Source organism: Rhizobium sp. BK650 (genome assembly GCF_014195325.1).
Taxonomy (GTDB): Bacteria; Pseudomonadota; Alphaproteobacteria; order Rhizobiales; family Rhizobiaceae; genus Rhizobium.
Map to the genome: position 1 here is coordinate 142,615 of NZ_JACIBK010000007.1, position 26,004 is coordinate 168,618.

Annotated in this window: 25 protein-coding genes and 1 tRNA gene; 20 read left to right on the plus strand and 6 right to left on the minus strand. The window is 59.9% G+C overall.

Annotated features, from left to right (window positions below):
• Positions 1 to 47 precede the first annotated feature (47 nt).
• The 12 genes from argS to FHX15_RS18300 all read left to right on the plus strand — a co-directional run bounded on the left by argS (position 48) and on the right by FHX15_RS18300 (position 14,385).
• On the plus strand, positions 48 to 1,805 hold the full coding sequence (gene argS, locus FHX15_RS18245) for an arginine--tRNA ligase (protein WP_184399561.1): 1,758 nt from the start codon (positions 48 to 50) through the stop codon (positions 1,803 to 1,805).
• Positions 1,806 to 1,866: 61 nt separating this feature from the next.
• The gene (locus tag FHX15_RS18250; protein ID WP_184399563.1) at positions 1,867 to 5,187 is read left to right on the plus strand and encodes an SPOR domain-containing protein; all 3,321 of its coding nucleotides are present in this window, start codon (positions 1,867 to 1,869) and stop codon (positions 5,185 to 5,187) included.
• A gap of 106 nt (positions 5,188 to 5,293) precedes the next feature.
• The gene (nagZ, locus tag FHX15_RS18255; protein WP_184399565.1) at positions 5,294 to 6,307 is read left to right on the plus strand and encodes a beta-N-acetylhexosaminidase; all 1,014 of its coding nucleotides are present in this window, start codon (positions 5,294 to 5,296) and stop codon (positions 6,305 to 6,307) included.
• A 25-nt stretch (positions 6,308 to 6,332) separates the two neighbouring features.
• Positions 6,333 to 7,193: a ScpA family protein gene (locus tag FHX15_RS18260; RefSeq protein WP_184399567.1), complete on the plus strand. Its 861-nt coding sequence runs from the start codon at positions 6,333 to 6,335 to the stop codon at positions 7,191 to 7,193.
• The gene (scpB, locus tag FHX15_RS18265) at positions 7,190 to 7,912 is read left to right on the plus strand and encodes an SMC-Scp complex subunit ScpB (protein ID WP_184399569.1); all 723 of its coding nucleotides are present in this window, start codon (positions 7,190 to 7,192) and stop codon (positions 7,910 to 7,912) included. Before FHX15_RS18260 ends, scpB begins: the two co-directional genes overlap by 4 nt.
• A gap of 183 nt (positions 7,913 to 8,095) precedes the next feature.
• The gene (locus FHX15_RS18270; protein WP_064709192.1) at positions 8,096 to 8,287 is read left to right on the plus strand and encodes a twin-arginine translocase TatA/TatE family subunit; all 192 of its coding nucleotides are present in this window, start codon (positions 8,096 to 8,098) and stop codon (positions 8,285 to 8,287) included.
• Positions 8,288 to 8,338: 51 nt separating this feature from the next.
• Positions 8,339 to 8,980, plus strand: a complete 642-nt coding sequence (tatB, locus tag FHX15_RS18275; protein WP_184399571.1) for a Sec-independent protein translocase protein TatB — start codon at positions 8,339 to 8,341, stop codon at positions 8,978 to 8,980.
• Positions 8,977 to 9,804 (plus strand): twin-arginine translocase subunit TatC, encoded by an 828-nt coding sequence (tatC, locus tag FHX15_RS18280; RefSeq protein WP_184399573.1) that lies wholly within the window; start codon positions 8,977 to 8,979, stop codon positions 9,802 to 9,804. Before tatB ends, tatC begins: the two co-directional genes overlap by 4 nt.
• Before the next feature lie 93 nt (positions 9,805 to 9,897).
• Positions 9,898 to 11,181, plus strand: a complete 1,284-nt coding sequence (gene serS / locus FHX15_RS18285; RefSeq protein ID WP_184399574.1) for a serine--tRNA ligase — start codon at positions 9,898 to 9,900, stop codon at positions 11,179 to 11,181.
• 4 nt (positions 11,182 to 11,185) lie between these two features.
• Positions 11,186 to 11,959: a 5'/3'-nucleotidase SurE gene (gene surE / locus FHX15_RS18290; protein WP_184399576.1), complete on the plus strand. Its 774-nt coding sequence runs from the start codon at positions 11,186 to 11,188 to the stop codon at positions 11,957 to 11,959.
• Positions 11,956 to 12,609: a protein-L-isoaspartate(D-aspartate) O-methyltransferase gene (locus FHX15_RS18295; RefSeq protein ID WP_184399578.1), complete on the plus strand. Its 654-nt coding sequence runs from the start codon at positions 11,956 to 11,958 to the stop codon at positions 12,607 to 12,609. Before surE ends, FHX15_RS18295 begins: the two co-directional genes overlap by 4 nt.
• Positions 12,610 to 12,771: 162 nt before the next feature.
• Positions 12,772 to 14,385, plus strand: a complete 1,614-nt coding sequence (locus FHX15_RS18300) for a peptidoglycan DD-metalloendopeptidase family protein (protein ID WP_184399580.1) — start codon at positions 12,772 to 12,774, stop codon at positions 14,383 to 14,385.
• A gap of 121 nt (positions 14,386 to 14,506) precedes the next feature.
• Here the strand turns inward: FHX15_RS18300 and FHX15_RS18305 are convergent, their stop codons facing one another.
• The gene (locus tag FHX15_RS18305; protein WP_184399582.1) at positions 14,507 to 15,379 is read right to left on the minus strand and encodes an ATP-binding protein; all 873 of its coding nucleotides are present in this window, start codon (positions 15,377 to 15,379) and stop codon (positions 14,507 to 14,509) included.
• Between the two features lie 208 nt (positions 15,380 to 15,587).
• On the opposite strand from FHX15_RS18305, the gene yajC reads away from it, so the two are divergent.
• From yajC to FHX15_RS18330, 5 genes are all read left to right on the plus strand, one after another.
• Positions 15,588 to 15,935 carry a preprotein translocase subunit YajC gene (gene yajC / locus FHX15_RS18310; protein ID WP_184399584.1) on the plus strand — a complete coding sequence of 116 codons (348 nt, stop codon included), beginning with the start codon at positions 15,588 to 15,590 and terminating at the stop codon, positions 15,933 to 15,935.
• A gap of 43 nt (positions 15,936 to 15,978) precedes the next feature.
• On the plus strand, positions 15,979 to 18,498 hold the full coding sequence (gene secDF / locus FHX15_RS18315; RefSeq protein WP_184399586.1) for a protein translocase subunit SecDF: 2,520 nt from the start codon (positions 15,979 to 15,981) through the stop codon (positions 18,496 to 18,498).
• Positions 18,499 to 18,502: 4 nt separating this feature from the next.
• A complete protein-coding gene (locus FHX15_RS18320) occupies positions 18,503 to 18,889 on the plus strand; it encodes an Mth938-like domain-containing protein (protein WP_184399587.1) in 387 nt (128 codons plus the stop codon).
• Between the two features lie 2 nt (positions 18,890 to 18,891).
• Positions 18,892 to 19,740, plus strand: coding sequence for a phytoene/squalene synthase family protein (locus tag FHX15_RS18325; RefSeq protein ID WP_184399589.1), 849 nt, complete (start codon positions 18,892 to 18,894; stop codon positions 19,738 to 19,740).
• 69 nt (positions 19,741 to 19,809) lie between these two features.
• Entirely contained in the window at positions 19,810 to 20,277 is a 468-nt protein-coding gene (locus FHX15_RS18330) for a hypothetical protein (RefSeq protein ID WP_184399591.1), read from the plus strand.
• Positions 20,278 to 20,279: 2 nt separating this feature from the next.
• Here FHX15_RS18330 and trmFO read toward each other — a convergent pair whose 3' ends face one another.
• From trmFO to FHX15_RS18355, 5 genes are all read right to left on the minus strand, one after another.
• Positions 20,280 to 21,713, minus strand: a complete 1,434-nt coding sequence (trmFO, locus tag FHX15_RS18335; protein WP_184399593.1) for a methylenetetrahydrofolate--tRNA-(uracil(54)-C(5))-methyltransferase (FADH(2)-oxidizing) TrmFO — start codon at positions 21,711 to 21,713, stop codon at positions 20,280 to 20,282.
• A 76-nt stretch (positions 21,714 to 21,789) separates the two neighbouring features.
• The gene (locus FHX15_RS18340) at positions 21,790 to 22,122 is read right to left on the minus strand and encodes a hypothetical protein (RefSeq protein WP_184399595.1); all 333 of its coding nucleotides are present in this window, start codon (positions 22,120 to 22,122) and stop codon (positions 21,790 to 21,792) included.
• A 4-nt stretch (positions 22,123 to 22,126) separates the two neighbouring features.
• Positions 22,127 to 22,366 (minus strand): hypothetical protein, encoded by a 240-nt coding sequence (locus FHX15_RS18345; RefSeq protein WP_184399597.1) that lies wholly within the window; start codon positions 22,364 to 22,366, stop codon positions 22,127 to 22,129.
• A 125-nt stretch (positions 22,367 to 22,491) separates the two neighbouring features.
• Entirely contained in the window at positions 22,492 to 22,635 is a 144-nt protein-coding gene (locus FHX15_RS31790) for a DUF1127 domain-containing protein (protein ID WP_184399599.1), read from the minus strand.
• A gap of 293 nt (positions 22,636 to 22,928) precedes the next feature.
• Positions 22,929 to 23,075, minus strand: coding sequence for a DUF1127 domain-containing protein (locus tag FHX15_RS18355; RefSeq protein WP_132651329.1), 147 nt, complete (start codon positions 23,073 to 23,075; stop codon positions 22,929 to 22,931).
• A gap of 852 nt (positions 23,076 to 23,927) precedes the next feature.
• Here FHX15_RS18355 and FHX15_RS18360 point away from each other — a divergent pair.
• The 3 genes from FHX15_RS18360 (at position 23,928) to FHX15_RS18370 (ending at position 25,857) form a co-directional block, all read left to right on the plus strand.
• The gene (locus FHX15_RS18360; protein WP_184399600.1) at positions 23,928 to 25,031 is read left to right on the plus strand and encodes a DUF2157 domain-containing protein; all 1,104 of its coding nucleotides are present in this window, start codon (positions 23,928 to 23,930) and stop codon (positions 25,029 to 25,031) included.
• The gene (locus FHX15_RS18365; RefSeq protein WP_184399602.1) at positions 25,028 to 25,618 is read left to right on the plus strand and encodes a GDYXXLXY domain-containing protein; all 591 of its coding nucleotides are present in this window, start codon (positions 25,028 to 25,030) and stop codon (positions 25,616 to 25,618) included. Before FHX15_RS18360 ends, FHX15_RS18365 begins: the two co-directional genes overlap by 4 nt.
• 154 nt (positions 25,619 to 25,772) lie before the next feature.
• Positions 25,773 to 25,857: transfer RNA gene (locus FHX15_RS18370), tRNA-Leu, on the plus strand.
• Positions 25,858 to 26,004 lie beyond the last annotated feature (147 nt).

A 26,004-nucleotide genomic window follows, 5' to 3' on the forward strand; every position in this document is an offset into this window, starting at 1 on the left:
CGGCCGCCGGCTACCCTATTGGCACAGCCTGTGCATGGAAGAGTGCGATGAATCTTTTTACCGATTTTGAAGCCAGGATTAAAAACGCCCTTGAACAGCTCGATCTGGTCAAGGAAAAGCGATCCGAGCTCGATTTCGGCCGCATTGCCGTAGAGCCGCCGCGTGATGCGAGCCATGGCGATGTCGCGACCAACGCCGCCATGGTACTTGCCAAGCCGCTCGGCACCAACCCGCGGGCGCTCGCCGAAATCATCATCGCTAAGCTTCAGGAAGACACCGACGTCGCCGAGGTCTCAGTCGCCGGGCCGGGCTTCATTAACATCAGGCTCTCCGTCAGCTACTGGCAGCGCCTGCTTGCCTCGATGATCGAGTCGGGCACCGGTTATGGCCGCTCCGGGCTGGGACAGGGCAAAAAGGTCAATGTCGAATATGTATCGGCCAATCCGACTGGTCCGATGCATGTCGGCCATTGCCGCGGCGCCGTCGTCGGCGATGCACTGGCAAACCTGCTTGCTTTCGCCGGCTACCATGTCGTCAAGGAATATTATATCAACGACGCCGGTTCGCAGATCGATGTGCTCGCGCGCTCGGTCTTCTTGCGTTACCGTGAGGCACTCGGCGAGAAGATCGGCGAGATCCCGTCCGGCCTCTATCCGGGCGACTACTTGGTCCCAGTTGGCGAATCCCTCGCATCAGAATATGGCGTGCGCCTGCACAACATGCCGGAAGAACAGTGGATGCCGATCGTCAAGGATCGGGCGATCGAGATGATGATGGCGATGATCCGCGAGGATCTTGCGGCCCTCAACGTTCACCACGACATCTTCTTCTCGGAGCGCGCGCTGCATGCCAATGGGGCTGCCGCGATCCGCACCGCCATCAACGACCTGACCTTCAAGGGTTATGTCTACAAGGGCGCGCTGCCGCCGCCGAAGGGCCAGTTGCCCGAGGACTGGGAAGACCGCGAGCAGACTCTTTTCCGTTCGACCGAGGTCGGTGACGATATCGATCGCCCGCTCATCAAATCGGATGGCTCCTATACCTATTTCGCTGCCGACGTCGCTTACTTCAAGAACAAGTTCGACCGCGGCTTCGACGAGATGATCTATGTGCTCGGCGCCGACCATGGCGGCTACGTGAAGCGCCTCGAGGCGGTGGCGCGTGCCGTTTCAGAAGGTAAGGCGAAGTTGACGGTGCTGCTCTGCCAGCTCGTCAAGCTGTTCCGCAACGGCGAGCCGGTCAAGATGTCGAAGCGTTCAGGCGATTTTGTCACATTGCGCGAGGTGGTCGAGGAAGTCGGACGTGATTCGGTCCGCTTCATGATGCTCTATCGCAAAAATTCTGAGCCGCTTGACTTCGATTTTGCCAAAGTAACGGAACAGTCCAAAGATAATCCGGTCTTTTACGTGCAGTATGCGCATGCCCGCTGCATGTCCGTCTTCCGGCAGGCGAAGGAAGCCTTCCCGGATCTTTCGCCGACGCCGGGACTGTTGGCGCAATCCGTTGCAGGCATTACGGATTCGGCCGAATTGCAGCTGATTGCCAAGGCTGCAGAATTCCCGCGTATTGTCGAAAGTGCAGCCCAGTCTCAAGAGCCGCATCGTATCGCTTTTTACCTCTATGATCTTGCCAGCACCTTCCATGCGCACTGGAACAAAGGTAAAGATCAGACCGAATTACGATTTGTTAACGATAAGAACCGAGAATCGAGTATTGCCAGACTTGGGCTGGTGTACGCCGTCGCGTCGGTTTTGAAGTCGGGACTTGCCATTACTGGCACTGCCGCACCGGACGAAATGCGATAACGTCACCATTTCCCCACAATGCGCTGGCATCCGAGTGTTTGCGTTTTTGAGTGGGATGGGCATGGCTGATAAACGACTTGCGTATGATACGCGTGGAAAAGACGATATGTTTGCCGACGATGATCCGTTGGCAGAACTCGCTCGAATCGTTGGCTTTGAACCCCGCGTCGCGGCCAATACCGTAAACGAACCCGTACGGCAGGAGCCGGCTCTCAATCTCGAAGACGAGCTTCTCCGCGAGTTTGAGCGTTATGATACGCCACGCCCGCTGGCTGCTCTCGACCATCCGGCCGATCCGGCTGCTCAGGAAGTCGAAGCTTACGACTATGTCGAGCCCGTCCAGGACGAGATACCCTCGATCGGCGAGGAGCTGATTGGAGGCGATTTCGAGGCGCCCGTCGTCGAGTCGGAACTTCCGGAGGCGGTCGCTGTCGCTCCTGAGGTGGATGCTCCCGAACCTCTCGCCCCCGCCTGGGAAGCGCCTGTCGCAACCGATCGGACGCCGGCCCCGTCCAAGCCTGTCGCCGTGGAGCCTCCCGCTACTTTCACGGCCTATGGCGGCGCTCGCGATCTGATTGAGGAGCTGGAGCTTTCCATCGGTGGTGCTCTTCCTTCGGCGCCCGCCGCTCAGCCACCGACGAAGGCGCCGCAGTGGTCGGCTGCCAGTATTCGTCTGCCGCTCGCCAACTTCCATGCGCCGCGCCGTGAGGAGCCAGTTGTCGAGACACCGATTGTCGAGCCGGCTCCGGTTGAAGCCTTTGCCGCCGAACCTGCATTTGTGACCGAGGCGGAGTTCACGGTCGAACCTGAAGTGGCTGTGCCCGGTGTCCCTGAGGAGCCCCTGCCGGTCGCTGCAGTCGAAGCTGCGGATTTCGAGCCAGTTGCCGCATCCTTCGGCTTTCCGGCCGAAATCGATCGCCACGAGGAAGTCGCTCTTCCCGAAGAACCTGTTGCATCCTTCGAGGACGTTTCTGCCTTCGAGGAGGCGGTTGAGCCTGCCAGTTCCGGTTTCGACCTAATTGCGGCGGCAGCCGAAGGTGATGTTCATCCGGATGCTGCGCTCACCGAAGCACTGCCTGAGCCTGCTTTTGACGCCGACGCTTTTGATCTTGACGATCTTTTGGCGGATGTCTCCCGTTACCCGGTGCCGCAGCGCGCCTCATCGTCCGTTGCGCATGAATCTGTTGCCACTGCATCTGAGCCCGTCGTCGCGCCGGCATCGCAGCCCGCGCCAATTTCCGCTGCTCCCGCTTTCCAGGCTGCCGTCTTCGAAGCACCAGTATTCGAGGCCCCTGTAACCGACGCCCCCGTAATCGAGGCCCCGGTAATCGGGGCACCGGTCTTTGAGGCGCCCGTCGCTCGCGCACCCGTGCAGCCGACGGTCATTGCGCCTGTGCCGATGAGCCGCGCGACGCCCGTTCTTCGCCAGTCCGAAACGACGAAGCCGGTCGCTCGGGAACCGGTCGAGCCGGTCCCGCAGCCAATCGCGCCTGCGCCGGTCGTCGCCCGCCAGCCGGAACCGGAAGCGGAAGAACCCTTTGCCGGTCACGACTTCGAGCTCGATCTTGCTGGTATCGAACTGGAGCTTGCCGATCTCGATTTTTCCGAGCCACCTGCTCCGCAGCCGAAGCCAGAACCGGTGCGTGCAGCGCCCGTGACCGCGGCACAGCCTGTGCCGCGTCCGCAGCCGGCACCGGTATTTGTGCCGGAACCGCAGCCTGCTCCGGCGAGTTACGCCAAGCCTGCAGCGGCAAGCGAATCGACGGAAGATCTGCCCTTCGATCCGTCGATGATCTCTGATCCGGAAGATCGTCCGGAGACGGTCGAAGACATGCATGTTCCGTCGTTGCCGCCTGTCGAGCACCCGGAACCGGTTGCCAAGACTGCCGACTTCGATTTCGATCTCGATGCCGAGATCGCAAGCTTCTTCGAGCCCGCCAAACGGCAGGAGAAGGCCTCGGCCGCCCCCGCCTGGGCACCTCCGGCTGCTGCTGCGGCCGCCGCCGCTGTGGTTAAACCGGCAAGCACCGCCTTCTCTGACGGTCTTGATGATTTCGAACGCGCGTTGGAAGAAGACTTCCGCCGCAGCGTACGCGAACCGGTAGAGCGCCGCGAGAACGTTTCCGAAGTCCATATCGAATCCGCAGGCCAGACCGCGGATTTCAATCGCGCCCGCTCTATGCGCCGGCTGCTGGCCGCAGCCGCCGTGCTCGTCGTTTTTGCCGGTGGCGCATATGGTGTCTATAGTTGGGTTTCAAATGGTCCTGGCCTCAGCATCGTCAGCTCCGGCGAACCGCGCGTCATTGCGGCCGACAAGGATCCTGTAAAGGTCGTTCCTGAGAATCCCGGCGGCAAGACCGTGCCCAACCAGGATAAAGCCGTCTATGATCGGGTTGCAGGTGCTGCCGAACAGCCAAAACAGAAAGCACTCGTCTCCTCCGACGAGGCGCCGGTCGATGTCGTCCAGCGCACGCTGACGCCGGAAGTCTCGCCCGAAGATGATGAAGGCAGTGCTGATCCGGTCATGCCGACCGCAGTCGGCGAAACGCAGGATCCGCGCCTCTTGCCCGATCGCAACGCGGCTTCGGACGCCGCCGCTGCCGGCGACGATGCGGCACCGTCCGTTTCGCCTCGCAAGGTCCGTACGATGATCGTCAAGCCCGACGGTACGCTGGTCGCCCGCGAAGAGCCGGCGCCCGCCGAGAAATCCGCACCGGCCAACGAAGTGGCATCGGCAACCCCGGGACCCCAGCCGGCGGCGACGCCTTCTGCAGCAAGCTTCCCTGCAAGCACTGGCAATCACGCGGCTTCCAGCGCGGTTCCGCCTGTCGGGGCGCAGCCTGCAAGCCAGCCGGCTCAGACGACGGCCAAGGTGTCAGAGGCGAATGTCGCCAATGCAAACCAGGCCAATCCGCCGGTTCGCGCCGTGAAAACGACGCCGGTCGCTGACGCGGCTTCCGCCGCGACGACCGATACGGCGCCTGTCCCGACCGCTCGCCCAGCCGATCAGTCTGTCAACGTCGTTGGCACGGTAACCGAGAATGGCAATGTTCGCCCGACGCCTCCGCAGAAGCCGACGCAGGTCGCTTCTGTAGCACCGGCAGCCGCCGCTGCGCAGCCGGCTTCTGTCGCCGCAGCCGGCGGCTATGGCATCCAGATTGCATCGCTGCCATCGGAAGATGAGGCGAAGAAATCCTATGCCGGCCTGTTGAAAAAGTTCGCAGGCGTACTCAGTGGCCGCGCTTATGAGATCCGCAAGGCAGATATCGCCGGCAAGGGCACGTTCTATCGCGTCCGAATCCCTGCGGGTTCCAAGGACGAAGCTGCCGCCCTTTGCGAGCAGTATCGTTCCGCCGGCGGAAGCTGCCTGATCTCCAAATAAGCTCTTTGGCTTCTCCTATTAGAACGGCGGGCTGGTCCCGCCGTTTTTTTGTGGGGTCGCGCTTGACCTCGCTCGCATTTCGCCTCGCGCCCTTTATGATTCGGGTATGACCGAATCAAAAGCAATGATCCTTGGCTGCAGCGGCCTTAAGCTGACCGACGAAGAAAAGGCCTTTTACCGGGCTGAACGCCCGTGGGGCTTCATCCTCTTCGGGCGAAATATCTCAGAAGCGCAGCAGATTGACGATCTCATCGCCGAATTGCGCGACTGTGTCGGCTGGCATGCGCCAGTGCTGATCGATCAGGAAGGAGGGCGCGTCCAGCGCATACGACCACCGATCCTGCAGCACTATCCGCCGGGGCAAGCGCTTGGCGATCTCTATCGCCGCGATCGGGCTCTTGGCTTGCGCGCCGCCTGGCTGATGTCGCGCCTGCATGCCTTCGACCTTCAGAAATTCGGTATCAACGTCGATTGCCTGCCGGTGCTCGACGTGCCGATCGAGGGCAGCAGCAATGTCATCGGCAACAGGGCCTATGGCGGCGATCCCGTGACCGTTACGGAGATGGGCCGATCGGCTGCCGAAGGGCTGAAAGCTGGTGGCTTGCTGCCGGTCATGAAGCACATGCCGGGCCACGGGCGCGGATTCGCAGATTCGCATCTGGAATTGCCTGTCGTCACTACCTCCCGCGAGGAACTGGAAGCCCATGACTTCCCGCCCTTCGTCGCCATGAAAGACGAATTGATGGCAATGACCTGCCATGTCGTCTTCACGGCAATCGATCCGGATAATCCGGCGACCACCTCGCGCAAGGTGATCGATCAGGTGATCCGCGGTGAGATCGGCTTCAAGGGGCTGTTGCTCTCTGACGATACTTCGATGAATGCGCTTTCAGGCACGATCGGCGAACGTGCGGCGAATATCATTGCCGGCGGGTGTGATATCGTGCTGCACTGCAATGGTCATATGGACGAGATGCGCGAGGTCGTGGCAAATGTTCCGCCGCTGGCGGGGCTTGCTCGCGAGCGGGCGCAGGCGGTCGAGGAAGGCTTCCCGACACCGGACGCAACGGATGAGGCGACGGTAAGGGCAGAATTCGACGCCATGTTTGCGTCAGCTTAGGCAGAGGCCGGAGAGGCAGGGTAAAGTGAACACGATCAAGGGCACGGAGCGGTCTCAGGCGGCGTCAACGCCGATGGACAGGCTATGGCAGGAGAACGGTTCAGAGCGCGCCAGCCACGAGCCGGCGCTGGTGATCGACGTTGCCGGCTTCGAAGGTCCGCTCGACCTGCTGCTTTATCTCGCCCGCAACCAGAAGGTCGATCTGTCGCGCATTTCGGTCCTGGCCCTTGCCGAGCAATATCTGCAGTTTATTGAAAGCGCCCGGCGCATTCGTATCGAGCTTGCCGCCGATTATCTCGTCATGGCGGCCTGGCTCGCCTACCTGAAATCTCGGTTGCTCATCCCGCAGCAGATCAAGGACGACGGTCCCTCGGGTGAGGAGATGGCCGCAACGCTTGCCTTCCGTCTGAAGCGGCTGGAAGCGATGCGTCAGGTTGCTGATGGTCTCGTCAATCGCAACAGGCTCGGTCGCGACATCTTTGCCCGCGGCGCGCCTGAGCACATTCCGGACCGCCAGCAATCTGCCTACGACGCCAATCTCTATGACCTTTTGAGCGCCTATGCGGCCTTGCGTCAGCGTCACGCGATCACCCAGGTAACGATCGAGCGGCGCAATGTCTGGTCGCTCACCGATGCCCGTGAGCTGCTGACCCAAATGATCGGCGATGTCGTCGACTGGACGGCGCTTGAACAATATTTGCTGCGCTACCTTGCAAGTCCCGAGGAGCGCGTCACTGCCATTGCCAGTGCCTTTGCTGCTTCGTTGGAACTCGTGCGCGAAGGTAAGCTCGAAATACGCCAGGATGGCGCCTTCCAGCCAATCTATATGCGCCGAGGCCCGAAACATGCCACGCTGCAGGTGGTCGAACAGGAGCAGTCGGATTGATCGACGTGCAAGACGAGGATTTCGAGGGCGACGACGGGGAAGGCGAAGGCACTGCCCGGGATCTGCAGGCCGAGATCGAAGCGGAGCGCATTGCCGAAGCGCTGGTTTTCGCCTCCGCTCAGCCGGTGTCCGAAGGGTTCATTACCGAACGTCTGCCGAGAGGATTTAATACGCATGAGATCATGCTGCGTCTGAAGGAGCAGTATGCGCCGCGAGGCGTCAATCTCGTGCAGGTCGACGGTGCCTGGGCCTTTCGAACTGCCGCCGATCTCTCCTTCGTCATTCGTCGCGACGAAAATGAGGTGAAGAGGCTCTCGCGCGCTGCGCTGGAAGTGCTGGCTATCATTGCCTATCACCAGCCGGTGACGCGTGCCGAGATCGAGGATATCAGAGGCGTCCAGACCTCCCGCGGCACGCTTGATGTACTAATGGAGGCTGGCTGGGTGCGTTTTCGTGGCCGCCGCCGCACGCCGGGCCGGCCGGTCACACTCGGTACGACACGTGACTTTCTTGACCATTTTGGCCTGGAGGAATTGCGCGACCTGCCGGGCCTGGAAGAGCTGAAGGGTGCCGGCCTGCTGTCTGGCCGAATCCCCGCCAATTTCAACATTCCTTCGCCGCTCATGAACGACGAACTGACCGAGGACGAAGATCCGATCACCCAGATGGATCTTGAGGAACTCGGGCTGCTTGCGCCCGGTGGCGCCACCGAGGAATGACCAGGATTGGTCTTGCTTTTGCCACGCCCGGGCAAAACAATGTCAATCACTACTTTTCGCTGGATGAATGGCTTGTCACAAAGGCCGATACCGTGACATTAAGCTCAATCCAGAAGGATTGATGTTGGAAACCGGCACGGAAATTCTTACATCGAGGGAATACCGCAACAGGGAGTATGCGTAATGGGTTCTTTTAGCATGTGGCACTGGTTGATCGTTCTGGTCATCGTGCTGTTGTTGTTCGGTCGCGGCAAGATCCCGGAACTGATGGGCGACGTTGCCAAGGGCATCAAGAGCTTCAAGAAGGGCATGACGGACGAAGACGCGCCGGAAACTGCAAAGACCGTCGATCACAAGGCCGACGAAACGAAGTAACCACGTACGGGAAAGGGCGCAGCCCCCGCGCCGCCCGTTCAGGAGCCTTGCATGTTCGATATTGGCTGGACCGAACTTTTGGTTATTGCGGTCGTGTTGATCGTGGTTGTCGGTCCGAAGGATCTGCCGCCGATGCTGCGCGCTTTCGGCAAAATGACGGCGCGTGCCCGCAAGGTAGCGGGTGAGTTTCGCGCTCAATTCGACGAAGCGCTGCGCGAAGCCGAGCTTGACGACGTGCGCCGCACGATCAGCGACGCCCAGAAGCTCAATCCGGTCAACAGTCTGCGCGAGGCGATGAACCCGCTGCGGCAGATGGGTAACGAGATCAAGGCCGACCTGCAGAACGCGACCAAGGTCGACCAGCCGATCGAGCAGGGCAGTGAGAACAAGACGGATGTGTCGCCCGCAGACGGGTCTGCGCCGGTGGCGTCGCTCAATCTGCCGGAAATGAGCTTGCCGGAAACGCCGCCGGTCGTCCCAGTGCCGCAGCCAGTCGCTGCTGCAGCCGCTGCGCCGGTTACCGTGGCTGAAAAGCCGAAGGTTGTGCGCAAGCCGCGGGTGAAGGCGGCGGATAAGGCCGACGCAAATGCATTGGTTGCCGCGCCGGTCGCGAAGCCGAAGCGGGTCGCTGCAGCAAAGAAGCCGACCGAAGTCAAAAAGCCGGCCGCCAGAAAGAAGAAGGATGAGGCATGAGCGGTGATATCGAAGACAAGCCGCAGCCGTTGATCGAGCACCTGATGGAGCTGCGCACGCGGCTCATCTGGTCGATTGCGGCATTCTTCATCGCCTTCATCGTGTGCTTCATTTTCGCCAAGCACATTTTCAACTACCTCGTCTACCCCTACAAGCTCGCCGTCAGCTGGGCTCATCTCGATGTCGAGAAGGCGCAGCTCATCTACACCGCGCCGCAGGAATTCTTCTTCACGCAGGTCAAGGTTGCCATGTTCGGTGGCCTTGTGATCGCTTTCCCGATCATTGCCGCGCAGATCTACAAGTTCGTGGCCCCGGGCCTGTACAAGAACGAGCGTCAGGCCTTCCTGCCGTTCCTGATCGCTTCGCCGATCCTGTTCCTGATGGGGGGCGCGCTGGTCTATTTCTTCTTCACGCCGATGGTCATGTGGTTCTTCCTGTCGATGCAGCAAGCGCCGGGCCACGATGAAGTGGCGATCTCGCTCTTGCCGAAGGTCTCGGAATATCTGAGCCTCATCATGACGCTGGTCTTCTCCTTCGGCCTCGTCTTTCAGCTGCCGGTCATCACCACGCTCCTCGCCCGTGTCGGCCTTCTGACGTCGCAATGGCTCGCCGAAAAGCGCAAGTTCGCGATCGTGCTCGCCTTCGTGGTGGCTGCTGTCCTGACACCGCCTGATCCGATGTCCCAGATCGGTCTTGCGCTGCCGACGATCCTTCTCTACGAGATTTCCATCTACGCGGCACGACTCGTGGAGCGTCAGCGTTCCCAGCAGGCGCTTGAAGAGGCTAGCGAATCCTCTGAGGTCGCTAAGACGGACAGCGTCTGAGCGGTTCGCGATACTTCCTTGAGTTCTGCCGTTTGCCATCCGGTCGGGGTTTCTCCGACCGGTTCATGTCTGTTGAAACGATCTGGAACGACGATGCTCGATATCAAATGGATCCGTGAGAATCCCGAGGCTCTCGATGCCGCCCTTGCCAAGCGCGGCGCGGAACCTCTGTCGCAATCTCTCATCGCCCTTGACGAGAAGCGCCGCTCCGCCGTGCAGAAGGCGCAGGACCTGCTCTCCCGCCGCAACGCCGCCTCCAAGGAGATCGGTGCTGCCATGGCGCAGAAGAATGCTGAGCTTGCCGACAAGCTGAAGGCCGAGGTCGCCGAGATCAAGGAAACGCTGCCGGCTGCCGAAGAGGAAGAGCGTGTGTTTTCTGCCGAACTCAACGATCAGCTCTCGCGTATTCCGAACGTACCGTTTGACGACGTACCTGTCGGCAAGGACGAACACGACAATGTCGTCACCCGCATCGTCGGCGAAAAGCCGCGTTGGAACCACACGCCGAAGGAGCATTTCGAAATCGGCGAGGCGCTCGGCTATATGGATTTCGACCGTGCTGCCAAGCTCTCCGGTTCGCGCTTCACGGTTCTGACCGGGCCGCTCGCGAGACTTGAACGGGCGCTCGGCCAGTTCATGATCGACCTTCACACAAGCGAGCACGGCTATACCGAAGTCAGCTCGCCGCTGATGGTGCGCGCCGAAGCCGTGTTCGGCACCGGCAGCCTGCCGAAGTTCGAAGAGGATCTGTTCAAGACGACGGACGGTCGCTATCTCATCCCGACGGCTGAGGTGACGCTGACCAATCTAGTGCGCGAGGAAATCCTCGACCAGGAAAAGCTGCCGCTGCGCTTCACCGCCTTGACCCCGTCCTTCCGCTCGGAAGCGGGTTCGGCCGGCCGCGACACGCGCGGCATGCTGCGCCAGCATCAGTTCTGGAAGTGCGAGCTGGTCTCGATCACGGATGCCGAAAGCTCGATTGCCGAGCATGAGCGCATGACTGCCTGTGCTGAAGAAGTGCTGAAGCGCCTCGGACTGCATTTCCGCACCATGACGCTCTGCACCGGCGATATGGGTTTCGGTTCGCGCAAGACCTACGACCTCGAAGTCTGGCTGCCGGGACAGAACACGTTCCGTGAAATCTCGTCCTGCTCGGTTTGCGGCGATTTCCAGGCGCGGCGTATGAACGCCCGCTATCGTGGCAAAGACGATAAAGCGACGAAATTCGTTCACACGCTGAACGGCTCCGGCACGGCGGTCGGCCGCTGCCTAATCGCGGTTCTCGAAAATTATCTGAACGAGGATGGTTCCGTCACGATTCCGGACGTTTTGCTGCCCTATATGGGCGGTTTGACCAAGATCGAACGGGCGGTCTGAGCCAATGCGCATCCTGCTGACGAATGACGACGGTATCCATGCCGAAGGCCTGGGTGCGCTTGAGCGGATAGCGAGAGCGCTGTCCGACGATGTCTGGATCGTCGCCCCCGAGACGGACCAGAGCGGCCTTGCTCATTCGCTCAGCCTTTCGGAGCCGCTGCGGCTCCGGAAGATATCCGACAAGCACTATGCGTTGCGCGGGACGCCAACCGATTGCGTCATCATGGGTATCAAGCAGGTGCTCGATATTAAGCCGGACCTTGTCCTGTCGGGCGTCAATTCCGGCTCCAACGTTGCCGACGACGTAACCTATTCCGGTACGGTTGCAGGCGCGATCGAAGGCACGATGCAGGGCGTTCGCTCCTTCGCGCTCAGTCAGGCCTATATCTATGATAACGGTGCCCGCATCCTGCCCTGGGAGGTTTGCGAGGCACACGCGCCGGCGCTGCTCGAAAAGCTGATGGCAGTCGATATGCCGGAAAGCACGTTCCTGAACCTCAACTTCCCGAATTGCCGCCCTGATGAAGTCGAGGGCGTGGAAGTGACGGCGCAGGGCAAGCTTGCCTTCAATCTGCAGGTCGATGCGCGCACGGACGGCCGCGGCTTTCCCTATTACTGGCTGAAATTCGGCGAACGCGCCGGTGCCTTTACCGAAGGGAGCGATATTCACGCCCTCAGGCATAACAGGATTTCGGTAACACCTTTGAAACTGGATCTGACCGATTATTCCGTGACGGACCGCATAGCACGGGCCCTCGGACACGGAGTAAAGGGTTGACGGCAAAATTGGCCGAGAAGGAAGGCTTCGCAGCGCTGGTCTTGAGGTTGCGCGCAGAGGGCATTTCCGACATCGATCTGCTGACAGCTGTCGAGCAGACGCCGCGCTCGCTTTTCGTGCCCCCGCAATTTGTCGAGAACGCCTATTCCAGCCGCACGATCCCCATCGAATGCGGCTCCTTTCTGGAAGGCGTCGATTTCGCCGTCCGTCTCCTGCATCATCTGAAGGTCCGCCCCGGCCAGCGTGTGCTCGAAATCGGCACAGGCAGCGGCTTCACCGCGGCCGTTATCGGTCGCATAGCAGAGCGTGTGCTGACGGTCGATCGCTACAAGACGCTGACGCTCTCGGCCCAGCGCCGGATGGAGGCGCTCAGCCTGCGCAGCGTCATTATCCGCCAGGCCGACGGCAGCAACGGAATGCAGGGAGAGGGCACGTTCGACCGCATCCTGGTTACGGCCGCCTTCAATTCCATGCCCCGCTTCTATGCCGATCAACTGGTGTCCGGCGGGTCCATGATTGCGCCGCTGATGATCTCCGAAGATGAATGTCGCATGGTGCGGCTGACAAAGACGGGCAGCCGCTTTGAGCGAGAAGAGCTCTTCGCTGCTCCCTATCTGCCGATCGTTCCCAGGCTCGCTTCCCAGCTTTAAACCGGCGGGCCGTGATACCCGGCGGGTTATGATTTTTTGCCCGCAAACTTATGGTTATCAAGTTCTCAAAAATATAGCACTGATTCCAGCGCCTTAACCGCATGGTAACACTAACGCGCTTTAATAGATTCACAAATGGTTGCGTTCTAAGTGGGTCGAGTCATGCGTTTCAGTCTTTCGCCGAAGTTCGGAAAAACGGCCGGCAATTTTCTGGTCGTCGCCTTGCTGGCGAGTGCAGCGACGGGCTGCAGCTCCGATGTAACACGTTTCGGCAGTCTGTTTTCCTCCTCCGGGCAGGATCAGATAACGACGAATTCGATCCCGCGCAGGAGCTTCAACGGGCCTCAGGGCGACCCGGTGCCGCGCGCCGATCTTGGGGGTTCGGCCATGCAGCCCTCTTATGCTCAAAATAATGGCGTTAACCAGCCTTATCCGGGGCGTCCGAGCTACAGTCCGGTTGCGACATCCAGCTCCAACGCACGCATGGCAGCTGCACCGGTTTCCGTTCAGCGCACCGAACTCGCGCCGCCGAGCGCAGGGTCTGTTTCTCCGCGTCAGCGGGAACGGGAGGTCGCTCTTGCCCAGCCGTTCCCCGCCGCTCCGAAACCCGATCGTATCGCCCCGGCGGGCGCAAATGCACCGAGAGTTGCTCCCGATACGCTGACGACGGGTACGACGCCGAAGGTTTCCGGCTGGTCCGCAACCAACGCCCCCTCGGTCACGCTGCGTCCCGGTGAAAACATCGCTGTCCTTTCCCGCCGTTATGGCGTTCCGGAAAAGGAAATCCTGCGAGTCAACAATCTGAAGACGGCCTCCGCGGCCCAACCTGGCCAGGCGATCCTCATCCCGACCTTCAACGGCGGCAACAACGCTGCCAAGGCCGCATCCCAGTCCGCCGATCTTTCCAAGCCCGGCAATCTGCCGCAGCCGACGAAGGGCCAGGAGCAGAAGGTCGCCGTCGTTCCTGGCGCGAACTCTGCCCGCGACAAGACCGTCGCAAGCGCAGATCCGACAGGCAAGGCTCCTGCGGGCGGCGGCAAGAACCCGAATGGCGCTGTCGGTACCTATACGGTCAAGCAGGGTGACTCGCTTGCCAAGATCGCCAAGGCGACAGGCGTCAATATTGACGATATCAAGGCTGCGAACAATCTGTCGGCAAGCTCGATCCGCATTGGCCAGGAACTGAAGATCCCGAACGGCGCGGCATCTGCCGACGCGATCAAGACCGCTTCCATTCCGGCGCAGAAGGTAGAGCAGGCGAAGCCCGCTCAGCCGGCCGCCGCTCCGGTTCAGACGGCCTCCGTACAGCCGGCGCCTTACAAGGCTCCTGCCGCGACACAGACGGTCGATGATGTCGAGAAGAAGTCCGATGTCAGCGCTGCCGCTCCGGAAGCCACCGGCATCGGCAAATATCGCTGGCCGGTTCGCGGCCAAGTGATCGCCGCCTATGGCGCCAACGTCAACGGCAGCCGCAACGACGGTATCGACATCTCGGTTCCGCAGGGCACGCCGATCAAGGCTGCTGAAAACGGCGTCGTTATCTATGCTGGAAATGGCTTGAAAGAGCTCGGCAACACCGTTCTCGTCCGTCACGACGACGGCACGGTCACCGTCTACGGCAATGCCGATACGCTGAGCGTTACCCGAGGCCAGAAGATCCAGCGCGGCCAGACGGTTGCCGTGTCGGGCATGAGCGGCAACGTCAAGCAACCGCAGGTCCACTTCGAGGTCCGCAAGGATGCGTCCCCGGTCAACCCTATGACATTCCTTGAGTAGGGATATTTCTCGAACAGCGAGATTTTCTGAGCAGGTAGAGCGTCTCAGGAAGTTGCAAAAGCCCGGTCAGCAGCCGGGCTTTTGTAGTTTCAAAACGTGTTGCGTAAATCTAGGAGATTCTTCACGCGCGATCGAGGTGGATGCGCAGGCGACCAGCCAGATCCTGGATATATTGCCAGGCGACGCGGCCGGAGCGGGCGCCGCGTGTCGTCGCCCATTCCAGTGCCTCGGCATGCATTTTTTCGCGCTCGAGGTTGAGCTCGAAGTGGTCGGCATAACCGTCGACCATCGTCAGATAATCTTCCTGGCTGCATTTGTGGAAGCCGAGCCACAGCCCGAAGCGATCGGAGAGCGAGACCTTCTCCTCGACGGCTTCGGACGGATTGATCGCCGTTGACTGCTCGTTCTCCATCATGTGCCGCGGCAGCAGGTGGCGCCGGTTGGACGTGGCATAGAAAAGCACATTGTCCGGACGGCCTTCGACGCCGCCGTCGAGCGCCGCTTTGAGGGACTTATACGCGGTATCGTCGTGATCGAAGGAGAGGTCGTCGCAGAAAACGATGACCCGGTGCGGCGTATCCTTGAGCAGATCGAGAAGCGTCGGCAGGCTGGCAATATCCTCGCGATGCACCTCGATGAGCTTCAGCGACACGCCGCTTTCACGGCGAACGTCTTCGTGCACGGCCTTGACGAGAGAGGATTTGCCCATGCCGCGCGCGCCCCAGAGAAGGACGTTGTTGGCCGCAAAGCCCTCGGCAAAACGCACGGTATTCTCATGCAGTATATCGCGCACATGATCGACGCCGCGGATGAGTTTCAGTGCCACGCGGTTGGGTCGCTTGACGGGCTGCAGATATTGGCGGGCAGGGGACCAGACGAAACAGTCTGCGGCATTCCAGTCGTTGGTCGCAGGCGCGGGTCCGGCCAGCCGTTCGACCGCATCTGCAAGCCTCTTCAGCTCCTGAAGCAGAACGCTATTGATTTCCTCGGCCATCGGGTGCCTCCTTCATAGATTGCAGCGATAATCCGCTTTCATTTTTTGATGCGAGGTAGCATGGCCTTTCCACAGCGGAAAGGTTATGAGGCAGCGGAATTGGTACGGTTTCCGGCTGTTTTTGTTGCATTCATCAAGGCTGCAACTATAGTCCGGCGACTTGAAAAGAGAGGCGGGAGTCCGCCGCCCACAGCCTGAGGAGCTTAGCATGTTTATCACCCCGGCATTTGCCCAGAGCGCAACCGACGCCACGAGCGCTTTCGGCGGCTCAGGTTTCGAAATGATCATCCTATTCGTGCCGCTGATGGTGGTCTGGTATTTCCTGCTCATCCGTCCGCAGCGTGCGCAGGCGAAGAAGCGTGAGGAAACCCTGAAGGCGATCCGTCGCGGCGACCAGATCGTCACCGGTGGCGGTCTCGTCGGCAAGGTCACGAAGGTCGTCGACGAAAAGGAAGTGGAAGTAGAAATCGCCGAAGGCGTGCGTGTGCGCATCGTCCGTACCGGTATTTCCGAAGTCCGCGTAAAGGGCGAGCCGGTCAAAGCCGACGCCGCATAATATGCGATAGCAATCCCCGCCGGATCGGAAGATAGTCGAGAGAATGCACCATTTTTCCCGCTTGAAAACACTTCTGATCTGGCTGGCCGCGATTGCCGCTATCGTCGTCGCTGCGCCCAATCTTCTGAGCCCGGCACAGCTTTCCTCCCTGCCAGGCTGGCTCCGCTACGACCGCATCACCCTCGGTCTCGATCTGCAGGGTGGCTCGCATATCGTACTGCGCCTCGAACGTTCCGATATTGTCAAGGACCGGCTCGAGGCAACGGTTGCCAGCGTCCGGGACAAGCTCCGAGGTGCCGGCATCCGTTATACGGGTCTGACCGGCAATGGGCAGACGGTCATGGTTAAGGTTTCCGACGCGGCTCAGCTCCCGGCCGCAGCCGATCTTTTGAAACCGCTGACATCGGCAAATGTCTCGCTCCAGCAGAGCGATGACGGCCTATTGACGTTGCAGATATCCGACAAGGCGATCGGTGCCGATACGGTTGCTGCACAGACCCGCTCGCTGGATGTGGTTGCCCGCCGTATTGCCGGTTTTGGCAGGGAGAACTTCACCGTTCGTCCCGACGGGAACGACCGTATCGTCGTTCAGGTGTTGGGGGCCGTCGACGCCGAGCGATTGAAAAACCTGCTGAATGAGCCGGCCGCACTTTCCTTCCACCTGATCGATGAAAGCATGACCGGCCAGCAGGCGCTTGCCGGCCGCTGGCCTGCGACGTCGCAGGTGCTCTATTCGCTGGACGATCCGCCGGTCCCTTATCTGGTCGATCGCACGGTGATTGCTACAGGTGGGGATTTTGCCGAGGTCGATACGAAGACCGATCCGCAGACTCAAGACAGCGCGATCGTCTACCGGTTGAATGCCGAGGCAACGAAACGCCTGGCACAGGTGACCGCGGCCAATATCGGAAAACACCTTGCCATCGTCTTCGACGATCAGGTCATGGCAAACCCGGTCATCGAAGCGCCGATCACGGATGGAAGCGGTAAGATATCGGCGAACTTCTCCGAGGAGGGCGTTCAAGATCTGGCCGTGATGCTGCGAGCCGGCGCGCTGCCGGCGACACTGACATCAGTGGAAGAACGGACCATTAGTCCGGTCTTCGGCTCCGAATCGGTTTTTTCCGGTCTTATTGCCGGCATTGTCGCTGTCGTGCTGGTCGCGGCGCTGATGATCGCGCTCTACCGCATGCTGGGCATCATCGCCGTCGTGTCGCTCGCCTTCAATCTGATGCTGATCGTCGCAGTTCTCAGCGTTGCCGGCGCGATACTGACGCTTCCAGGCATTGCTGGTCTCGTCCTGATCGTCGGCATGGCGGTGGATTCCAACGTGCTGATCTATGAGCGCATCCGCGAAGAGGAGAGGGTGCCGCATACGACCTTCGCTCAGGCTGTAGAGCGCGGCTTTTCACGCGCCTTCGCCACCATTGTCGATGCCAATGTCACGATCTTCATTGCCGCTGTCATTCTGTTTTTCGTCGGTAGCGAATCCATCCGCGGCTTTGCCGTGACGCTGGCCGTCGGCATTCTGACGACGATCCTGACTGCCTTCACGCTGACGCGCAGCTTCGTCGCCACCTGGCTGGCAAAGCGCCATCCGCGCCACCTGCCTAAAAGCGCGTTCACCAGTCTGTTCGAACATGCCAATATCCGGTTCATGGGCATTCGCCGTTATGTCTTCACGGTATCGGCCGTGCTTTCCATTGCCGCCATGCTCGCCTTCGCAACGGTGGGGCTGCAACTCGGCATCGACTTCACCGGCGGTTCGGTGATTGAGGTCAAGGCGAAGCAGGGCAATGCCGACATTGCCGGTCTCAGCGCCCGCCTGAACGAATTGAATCTTGGAACGGTGCGCGTCGAGCGCATCGGCGATGCCGCCAACGCCCTTATCCGCGTCGGCTCGCAGGATGGCGGCGAAAATGCCGAGCAATCGGTAGCGACGTTCATTCGCGGCGAACTGGCCGAAGATTACGATTTCCTCCGCGTGGAAGTTGTCGGCCCAGCTGTCTCTGGCGAGCTGACGATGCTGGCAACGATCGGCATCCTGGCCTCGCTGTTTGCCATCCTTGTCTATATCTGGATCCGCTTCGAATGGCAGTTTGCGGTCGGGGCGATTGTCGCGACACTGCACGACGTCATTATCATGCTCGGCCTCCTCGTACTGATGGGCATGGAATTCAATCTGACAAGCGTCGCAGCTCTTCTGACCGTCGTCGGATATTCTCTGAACGACACAGTCGTCGTCTATGATCGAATGCGTGAGAACCTGAAGCGCTACAGGAAGATGCCGCTGCCGATCCTGATCGATGCCGCGATCAACCAGACGCTTTCACGCACCATTCTGACGGCCGCCACGACACTGCTCGCGCTGCTTGCGCTTTACATCTTCGGCGGCGCCGTCATCCGCTCCTTCACATTCACCATGCTCTTCGGCGTTGCGCTCGGAACATTCTCCTCCATCTATATAGCAGCGCCTGTTCTCATCATCTTCCGGCTTCGTCGGAATACGAACGATGAGAACGAGGGCGATATCAGCATGAAATCCGGCAAGCCGGCGGTATAGATATATGGCAAAAGGCATTGAAATCCGCGACGCCCATTTCCCGGGCCGCGCTCCGATCGACACCTATGGCAATGGCGGCTTTCGCTTTGCGGATATGTCGCATCGAGGCTCTATCCTGTGCCTGCCCTCCGGCATTCACAGTTGGGACATGGACGCGACGAAATTGCTGTCGGTTGAAAGTTTCCGACGTGTGCTTGATGAAGCCACTGAAATCGAAGTGCTGCTCGTCGGCACCGGCACGGAGCTTCGCCGCTTGCCCCCAGAATTGCGCGCTGCTTTGAAAGCGCGCGGTATCTCTTCCGATCCGATGAGCACCGGTGCTGCCGTGCGCACGTTCAACATCATGCTCTCTGAACAGCGCGCCGTCGCAGCCGCCCTGATCGCGGTCTGAAGATGACCGATGCAAAGACGAACCAGGACATCAGCCTGGCGATGCTGCGAGACACTGATCGCGACCGCTATCTTGCGTGCCTGTTGTCGCCGGAGGACAAACGCGGCGCGCTTGCCGCACTGTATGCCTTCAATGCCGAGATCGCGCGCATCCGCGATCTCGTGCACGAGCCGCTGCCAGGCGAAATCCGCATGCAGTACTGGCGCGACCTTCTGGAGGGCAATGCGCATGGCTCGACCGAGGCCAACCCGCTCGCGGCAGCCCTTCTTTCGGCCGTCGAGATTTACCGGCTTCCGCGCCAGACGCTCGTCAACATGATCGAGGCGCGGATCTTCGATCTCTATGACGATCCGATGGAAAGCCGCACGTCGTTGGAAGGTTATGCGGGCGAAACAGCCTCGGCACTCATCCAGCTGGCAGGCCTTATCCTTTCCCCGGAAGAGGCGATGAAATCTGCTACCGTTGCGGGCCACGCCGGCGTAGCGCAGGCCATTTCCGGTATGCTTCTTCTGATGCCGCTCCATCGACGTCGCGGCCAAGTCTACATCCCGCTCGAAATCCTCTCGGCGACAGGCCTCGATCGGGAAGCCTTCCTGGCCGGTTCCGATAAGCCGCGTATTTCAGCAGCCATCGAAGCCTTTGCCGGGCTCGGCCGGGATCACCTCGCAAAGGCGAGGGCATCTGCGCTACCTCCATCGGTGCTGTTTGCCTTCCTCCCGGTTACGCTTGCGGAACCGGTGCTAGTGAAGGCGCAGAAGCGCGGTGCAGCCGCTCTTGAGGCATCGCTGCAGGAGCCGCAATGGCGCCGTCAGATGCGTATGGCATTTGCCGGCATCCGCAAGAAAATCTGACAACAGTCAAACTCGCGCAAGCCTCGCGCGTTATGTCAGGCATGATCTCATTTTAAACGGAGAATCCGCGTGGGCATTATCGTCTGGTGCGTTCTTTTCGCCATCGTCATCTTCTTCGCTTTCGTGGCGACGCGCATGGCTGCCCAGAACAAGGAAGATGGCCTGCACGACACGGGCCTTGCCATTATCGAGTTCGGCCGCGCATTTCCCAATGAAGCAATCCGCCAGCTTCAGGCGACCGTTGACGGCCAGGCTGTCTTCGTGCGTCTGCACGACAACAAGGCAGGCTTCATGCGCAACATGTCGCGCCACTTCTCCTGCCATCTGATCGAGCCGGGAACGGTACGGGTTGCTGCTTCTGAAACGGGCAGGGGACTGAGTATCGATTTCGTCAACGCGCCCCATCACAATGGCACTTACGAGTTTGCTTCTGCGAAGGAAGCGTCCGAAGTGTCGCTGTGGCTGCTCGGCAACTATATTGCCGAGCCGGATAAGCAATTGCCTGCGCCGGACACCTCCGCTGCGAAGGGCCATTGATCTCAGGCACTTGCGGCGAAGGCGACTTCCTGACCCAGCCACGCGCCGCAATCTGCAAGCGCCCGCTTGGCAATCAGCTGCCGCTTCATGATCGTCTTGTCCTTGCCGCGGAAGCGCTTGACGCCTTCTGGCCTGACGATCGAACCCGGCTGCAATTCCGGAAACAGGCCGAAATTGATGTTCATCGGCTGGAACGAGCGCTTGCCTGGTTCCTCGTCGGTGACGAGATGGCCGCCGGTGATGTGGCCGAGCAGCGAGCCGAGCGCCGTCGTTGCGGGCGGAAGTGAAATCGTCTCGCCCTTGCGCTCAGCGGCAGCAAAACGACCGGCCAGCAAACCCACGCTTGCGCTTTCCACATAACCTTCGCAGCCGGTGATCTGACCGGCAAAGCGCAGGCCCGGTCGCGACTTCAGCATCAGGGATGGATCGAGCAGGGTAGGCGAATTTATATAGGTGTTGCGGTGCAGGCCGCCGAGCCGGGCAAATTCGGCATTCTCCAGACCTGGGATCAAGCGGAAGATCTCCGCTTGCGCTCCATATTTCAACTTCGTTTGAAAACCGACCATGTTGTAGAGCGTGCCGAGTGCATTGTCCTGGCGGAGTTGCACGACGGCGTAGGCCTTCACGGCAGGGTTATGCGCGTTCGTGAGGCCCATCGGCTTCATCGGCCCGTGGCGCAGCGTTTCGCGCCCACGCTCGGCCATGACTTCGATCGGCAGGCAGCCGTCGAAATAGGGCGTGCCTTCCCATTCCTTGAAGCCGACCGTATCGCCGGCGATCAACGCATCGACGAAACGATTGTACTGCTCTTCGGTCATCGGGCAGTTGATATAGTCTTTGCCCGTGCCGCCGGGACCGACCTTGTCGTAGCGCGACTGATACCAGCAGACATTCATGTCGATGCTGTCGCGATAGACGATCGGGGCAATGGCATCGAAGAAGGCGAGGGAATCTTCACCGGTTTCGGCCTGGATGGCGCTCGCCAGCGACGGCGCGGTCAGCGGTCCGGTGGCGATGATCGCCTGATCCCATTCTTTCGGCGGCAGGCCGGAAATCTCCTCACGGACGACCGTGATCAGCGGATGGTCGTGGATAGCTTTCGTCACTGCGTCGGAGAAACCATCGCGGTCAACGGCAAGGGCGCCGCCGGCAGGGACCTGATGCTTGTCGGCGGACGCCATGATCAACGAGCCTGCCATACGCATTTCCGCATGGATCACACCGACGGCATTGCTGGTCGCGTCGTCGGAACGGAAGGAGTTGGAGCAAACGAGCTCGGCAAGTCCGTCTGTCTTGTGCGCATCCGTGCCGCGTACGCCGCGCATTTCATGCAGGATGACGGGCACGCCGGCATTGGCGATCTGCCATGCGGCTTCCGAGCCGGCAAGTCCGCCGCCAATGACGTGAATAGGAAAATAGGAAGAACTCTGGGTCATTGGCGGCTGATACCATGCCGGGGAATACGATCCAACCGCATAATCAGAAACGGTGCCTGCCGACGCCGCAATGTGATCAGCTCTGTTCGCGTGTTCCCGGGGACGCTTCGCGCTGATCCGCATCTTCCAGATCGGCGTCAACGACATAGGAATCGCTGTGTTCTCGCGCCGCCTCGCGCTGTGCTGCAAGATTCGGAAGATCGTCCGGAGCCGTCTCTTCCGAATGTTCGTTGAAGGTGTCGATCTCACCTTTTGTAGTTGGAGCTCCGTTGCGCCTTGCGTTCAAACCTCGGGCGGCTTCCAGACCTCGGGCGGCTTCATCCGCTATTTCGCGCCGACGCGCATCCGCAATCGGGCTGTCTTCCGCCCGTGCATCGTCAGTTGCGCTTTCGAAAACAGTTTTGACCATGATGTCACCTCCAGAAACGGTTCGTCTCGACAGATTGGCGGCCGAGCAGATAGCCGATGCTGAAAGCGAGCATGCCGATGCCGACAACGAGGGAGCTTGCCGTATGGGGATGATCGGCAGCACCCGTCGCAACGGCCTGCACCTCGCGTTTGACCGCAGAGGCGGTATTCGACGCAGCCTTCCGGATGCCTTCGGGCCCATTGGAGGGACGACCGGTAAAACCGGCATTGAGTTCGTTAGCCATGCTGGTCTCCTTTCGTGAAGGAGAACTGCCGGAAGGCGGTAGGGTTCCGATGAGGACGCAAGCAAAGCTTAAAAACGAAAACGGCGCCCGATGGCGCCGTCCTGGAATTTTTTTCGCTCGCTATATTAGCGGAACGAGCGGGATGCGATGTTGCGGATGTCGTAACGGCTGACGCCGATATCGGCGAGCGTCTGATTCGACAGGCTGCCGAGTTCGGTGAGCGTGCGGCGGTAGCTAATCCAGCTCTTTGCAATGCGGATCGGGTTCATGGTCTCTTCCTCAGATATCTTGTGCAGGCGGCAGGATCGCCGTCTCTGCGATTGATATGTATATAATTGAGGAGCCTCGGATTGTGCAGTGCAAATAAAAGGCGTCTGCTATGCAAATGTGCAATCTGATGCCTGAGAATTAGGCGGCGCGCGATTTTTAAGCGGGCCAACCATTAACGCTTTCGCAACCTTTGCGGCAGTCTGCCGCCGCGGCAAAAAGAAAACGCCCGCTGCAAGGGCAGCAGGCGTTTTGGGAAGGCAATCTGCTTGGGAGGAGCAGCGATTACCTGGACTTAGCGAGCGGCAGCTTCGCGAGCAACGCGATGAATGTCCGAGCGATCAATGCCCAGGTCATGCAATTCGCGGTTGGTCATACGGCCGAGTTCAGTAACGGTCTGACGATACTTGCGCCAGTTATTGAAAGAGCGAGTGAAGTTCATGTTAGTCCCCTTTCTTAGGGTTTGATCCTGCCAGCAGCCAACCTTTCGGCGCTGACTTCTATTTGATGACTGGAATATATGTTGCGGCGCGAAAAACGAACAGAGCCAAGATTTCAAGTCACCTATGCATGATTCGCAAAGCTCTGGCCTGTATTTGCACCTTTCAGCCATTTTCTGGTCAATGAATAGGCAGAATGATTTTTCGCAGCCTCGTCGTTTGATAGATGGATCTTTGGCCGACCGCCACGCTCGCGTTCGGCCTTTTCTTCAATAAGCGCCTTTCCTAGCGCGCATCGACGAACGATAGCTCGCGCAGGCTCCAAAGTTGTACTGCGGCACCATGATGCGGCTTAACAATTGTTTCACCTTCATGTCCGCGAAAGCCCCGAAAGGCAGGGTGCTAAACGTTTAACCGTCCATTAAGCAAAACGCCCACCGGGGGAGGATCCGGTGGGCGTCATGATGGTGACTGGCAACTGGGAGGAGGAGTGTTGCCAGTCTATCGCAGGGCGCTGGGAGGAGGAGTGCGCTTCTGCGAATCTCGTCACGGATATATCATCCGCGGGCATCCGGAAAACCGCCCGGGACGCCATCCCCGTGCTTCGATATGCAGGTAAATAGTATGACTTTTGATTGTTTTGCAGTGCAATATAATCATGAGGGCTATGCGATTCATGCATGCCTAACCTGCAATGATCATATATTAGCAATGGCGCGGTTAGCGTTTGGTTAATGGCTGGTCCAATTTAGACCGGTGAGGAATCTGCATATTTCAAAAGCCGGCGTTTCCGATCGCCAATCATGCGCTATAAATGCGTGAGCCGAAGACGGTGGATCGTTGCGGGGTTGGGCATGTATCGCGGCAGGTTGGAGCGGGACCTCTTGTTCTGGGTGGAGAAAGGGCTTCTGCAGGAAAACACGGCGGAGACGCTGCTGGCCGAATATGATGCGCGTCCTGCAAGTTTCAGCCTCGGGCGCGTGCTGATGGGGCTATCAGCCGTGCTGCTCGGCGCTGCCGTCTTGCTGCTTGTCGCTTCAAACTGGGAGTACATTCCACGCCTTGTCCGCGTCGCCCTTATGCTGGCGCTGATCTGGTCAGTCCATGTCGGTGCTGCACTTCTTCTTATGCGCGGTGCGCTCGCCACTGCCAACGGTCTGCTCATTATCGGTACGTTGAGCTTCGGCGGCGCCATTTCCCTTATCGGCCAAATGTATCATCTTTCGGGCGACGAACAGACGGTCATGTATCTCTGGTTTGCCGTGGCGACCGTTTCAGCGATCCTGTTCCGCTCGGCTGCGGTGACGGTTGTCGCCGGCTTCCTCTCATGGGCCTCCTTTGCAGTCTATCTCCAGAATTACGATACGCGCTGGTATGGTTTTGGCCCCTATGCGCCGCTGGTGATGGCCGCCGTCGTGATCGGGCTTGTACGCTATACCGGCGCCGACAGGGCGCGCCATCTCGCTTATCTGCTGGTAGTCGGCTGGCTCGCCTGGCTTTATGTGGCGACTGACGAGGTTTCCGTTGCGATCACTTTCGCGGCTCTCGGCATGATGGCCTTCCTGCTGACCGCCTTGCCCCTCCGCCCGATTTCAACACTGGTGCGAACGGCGGGTGCTGCGCCGGCGTTCTATAGCTTTCTTGTCGCCATCATGGGATTGTTACTGCTGCATGCTGAAATGGACGAGGGCGGTCGTATGGTCGTGATCGGTCTGCTGACGCTTGCTGCCGCTGTGGTGGCGATCGTCGTGCATGGCCGAAACAATGGGGCGGTCCGCTACCTGGCATACGGCGCCTTTGCCGGCGAGATGCTCTATCTGGCCTCAGTGACGGTCGGCACGATCCTTGGCACGTCCAGCCTCTTCCTATGCTCGGGCCTTGTGGTCGCGGCCGTCGCCTGGGTCGTCATACGCCTTGAAAAACGCTTTGCAGCGGGCCGCGTGGAGGAACGCGCATGAGTGTTGCGTTGGCAAGACCGCAAGGTGGTCGCTTTTATATTGTCGCCGCGATCATCGTCGCCGGCTTGCAGACACTTATCCTTGGTTACAGCATCCAGAGCCGCGCGTCGATTTTGGCAAATGGTACCGAGGTGCAGCTCAAGACGGCGCCGGTCGATCCGCGCGATTTCCTGCGCGGCGATTATGTGGTGCTGAACTACGACATATCTTCTGTGCCGGTTTCGACAGTGACAGGCGGCATTCCGGCGGAGGCCGGCGAGCAGACCCTTTGGGTTCGCCTCAAACGCCAGCCAGACGGCTTCTGGAGTATTGTCGAATCGTCGTTCGAGGAATTGCCGGCGGTTGCGGATACGGTCGTTCTGCGCAGCCTGCCTTTCTACAGCTACGGTCCCAACAACGGTGAAACCATACGCGTCGAATACGGAATCGAGCGCTATTATGTCCCGGAGGGCGAGGGCAAGCCGCTGGAGGAGGCCCGCAATGATGGTACCGTTTCGATCGCCGTCAAGGTTTCACCCTCAGGTGCCGCGCAGATCCGCAGCCTGATGGTGGACGGCAAGCCGGCCTATGAGGAACCGCTCTACTGAGAGGCAAGGCAGGTGATGGGAGGGCCCCGCTTTGGCCCGCAAATCCCTGTCATTTACCGTTCATTTTTCCTTTGCCTGTTCTAAATCGGGTGATATAGAGACGCCGCGCTCCGGAAGGCCTCATGCGCAGGCATATGCATGCGGTTTTGGGAACGCGGGTATGGTGAAATTGGTAGACACGCCAGATTTAGGTTCTGGTGCCGCAAGGCGTGGGAGTTCAAGTCTCTCTACCCGCACCAGACTGCCTTGCAGGGCGGGAGGACTGGAACTTAGTTGTCCCTGATACCCGGAAGCGAGTGCGGTTCCGTCTCGGACGGAACGAAGAGGAATTGAGAAAAAGCCACGCGCGGCAGTTGGCCGGCGTCGTGCTCACGGAAACGAACGGC

Bases quoted from the DNA above. Each gene is read 5' to 3' on its own strand.
- FHX15_RS18360 (WP_184399600.1), top strand. From the start codon at position 23,928: ATGTATCGCGGCAGGTTGGAGCGGGACCTCTTGTTCTGGGTGGAGAAA.
- secDF (WP_184399586.1), top strand. From the start codon at position 15,979: ATGCACCATTTTTCCCGCTTGAAAACACTTCTGATCTGGCTGGCCGCG.
- trmFO (WP_184399593.1), bottom strand. From the start codon at position 21,713: ATGACCCAGAGTTCTTCCTATTTTCCTATTCACGTCATTGGCGGCGGA.
- FHX15_RS31790 (WP_184399599.1), bottom strand. From the start codon at position 22,635: ATGAACCCGATCCGCATTGCAAAGAGCTGGATTAGCTACCGCCGCACG.
- FHX15_RS18345 (WP_184399597.1), bottom strand. From the start codon at position 22,366: ATGGCTAACGAACTCAATGCCGGTTTTACCGGTCGTCCCTCCAATGGG.
- FHX15_RS18270 (WP_064709192.1), top strand. From the start codon at position 8,096: ATGGGTTCTTTTAGCATGTGGCACTGGTTGATCGTTCTGGTCATCGTG.
- tatB (WP_184399571.1), top strand. From the start codon at position 8,339: ATGTTCGATATTGGCTGGACCGAACTTTTGGTTATTGCGGTCGTGTTG.
- FHX15_RS18300 (WP_184399580.1), top strand. From the start codon at position 12,772: ATGCGTTTCAGTCTTTCGCCGAAGTTCGGAAAAACGGCCGGCAATTTT.
- surE (WP_184399576.1), top strand. From the start codon at position 11,186: ATGCGCATCCTGCTGACGAATGACGACGGTATCCATGCCGAAGGCCTG.
- tatC (WP_184399573.1), top strand. From the start codon at position 8,977: ATGAGCGGTGATATCGAAGACAAGCCGCAGCCGTTGATCGAGCACCTG.
- FHX15_RS18250 (WP_184399563.1), top strand. From the start codon at position 1,867: ATGGCTGATAAACGACTTGCGTATGATACGCGTGGAAAAGACGATATG.
- FHX15_RS18325 (WP_184399589.1), top strand. From the start codon at position 18,892: ATGACCGATGCAAAGACGAACCAGGACATCAGCCTGGCGATGCTGCGA.
- FHX15_RS18340 (WP_184399595.1), bottom strand. From the start codon at position 22,122: ATGGTCAAAACTGTTTTCGAAAGCGCAACTGACGATGCACGGGCGGAA.
- argS (WP_184399561.1), top strand. From the start codon at position 48: ATGAATCTTTTTACCGATTTTGAAGCCAGGATTAAAAACGCCCTTGAA.
- serS (WP_184399574.1), top strand. From the start codon at position 9,898: ATGCTCGATATCAAATGGATCCGTGAGAATCCCGAGGCTCTCGATGCC.
- FHX15_RS18355 (WP_132651329.1), bottom strand. From the start codon at position 23,075: ATGAACTTCACTCGCTCTTTCAATAACTGGCGCAAGTATCGTCAGACC.
- yajC (WP_184399584.1), top strand. From the start codon at position 15,588: ATGTTTATCACCCCGGCATTTGCCCAGAGCGCAACCGACGCCACGAGC.
- nagZ (WP_184399565.1), top strand. From the start codon at position 5,294: ATGACCGAATCAAAAGCAATGATCCTTGGCTGCAGCGGCCTTAAGCTG.
- FHX15_RS18305 (WP_184399582.1), bottom strand. From the start codon at position 15,379: ATGGCCGAGGAAATCAATAGCGTTCTGCTTCAGGAGCTGAAGAGGCTT.
- FHX15_RS18365 (WP_184399602.1), top strand. From the start codon at position 25,028: ATGAGTGTTGCGTTGGCAAGACCGCAAGGTGGTCGCTTTTATATTGTC.
- FHX15_RS18320 (WP_184399587.1), top strand. From the start codon at position 18,503: ATGGCAAAAGGCATTGAAATCCGCGACGCCCATTTCCCGGGCCGCGCT.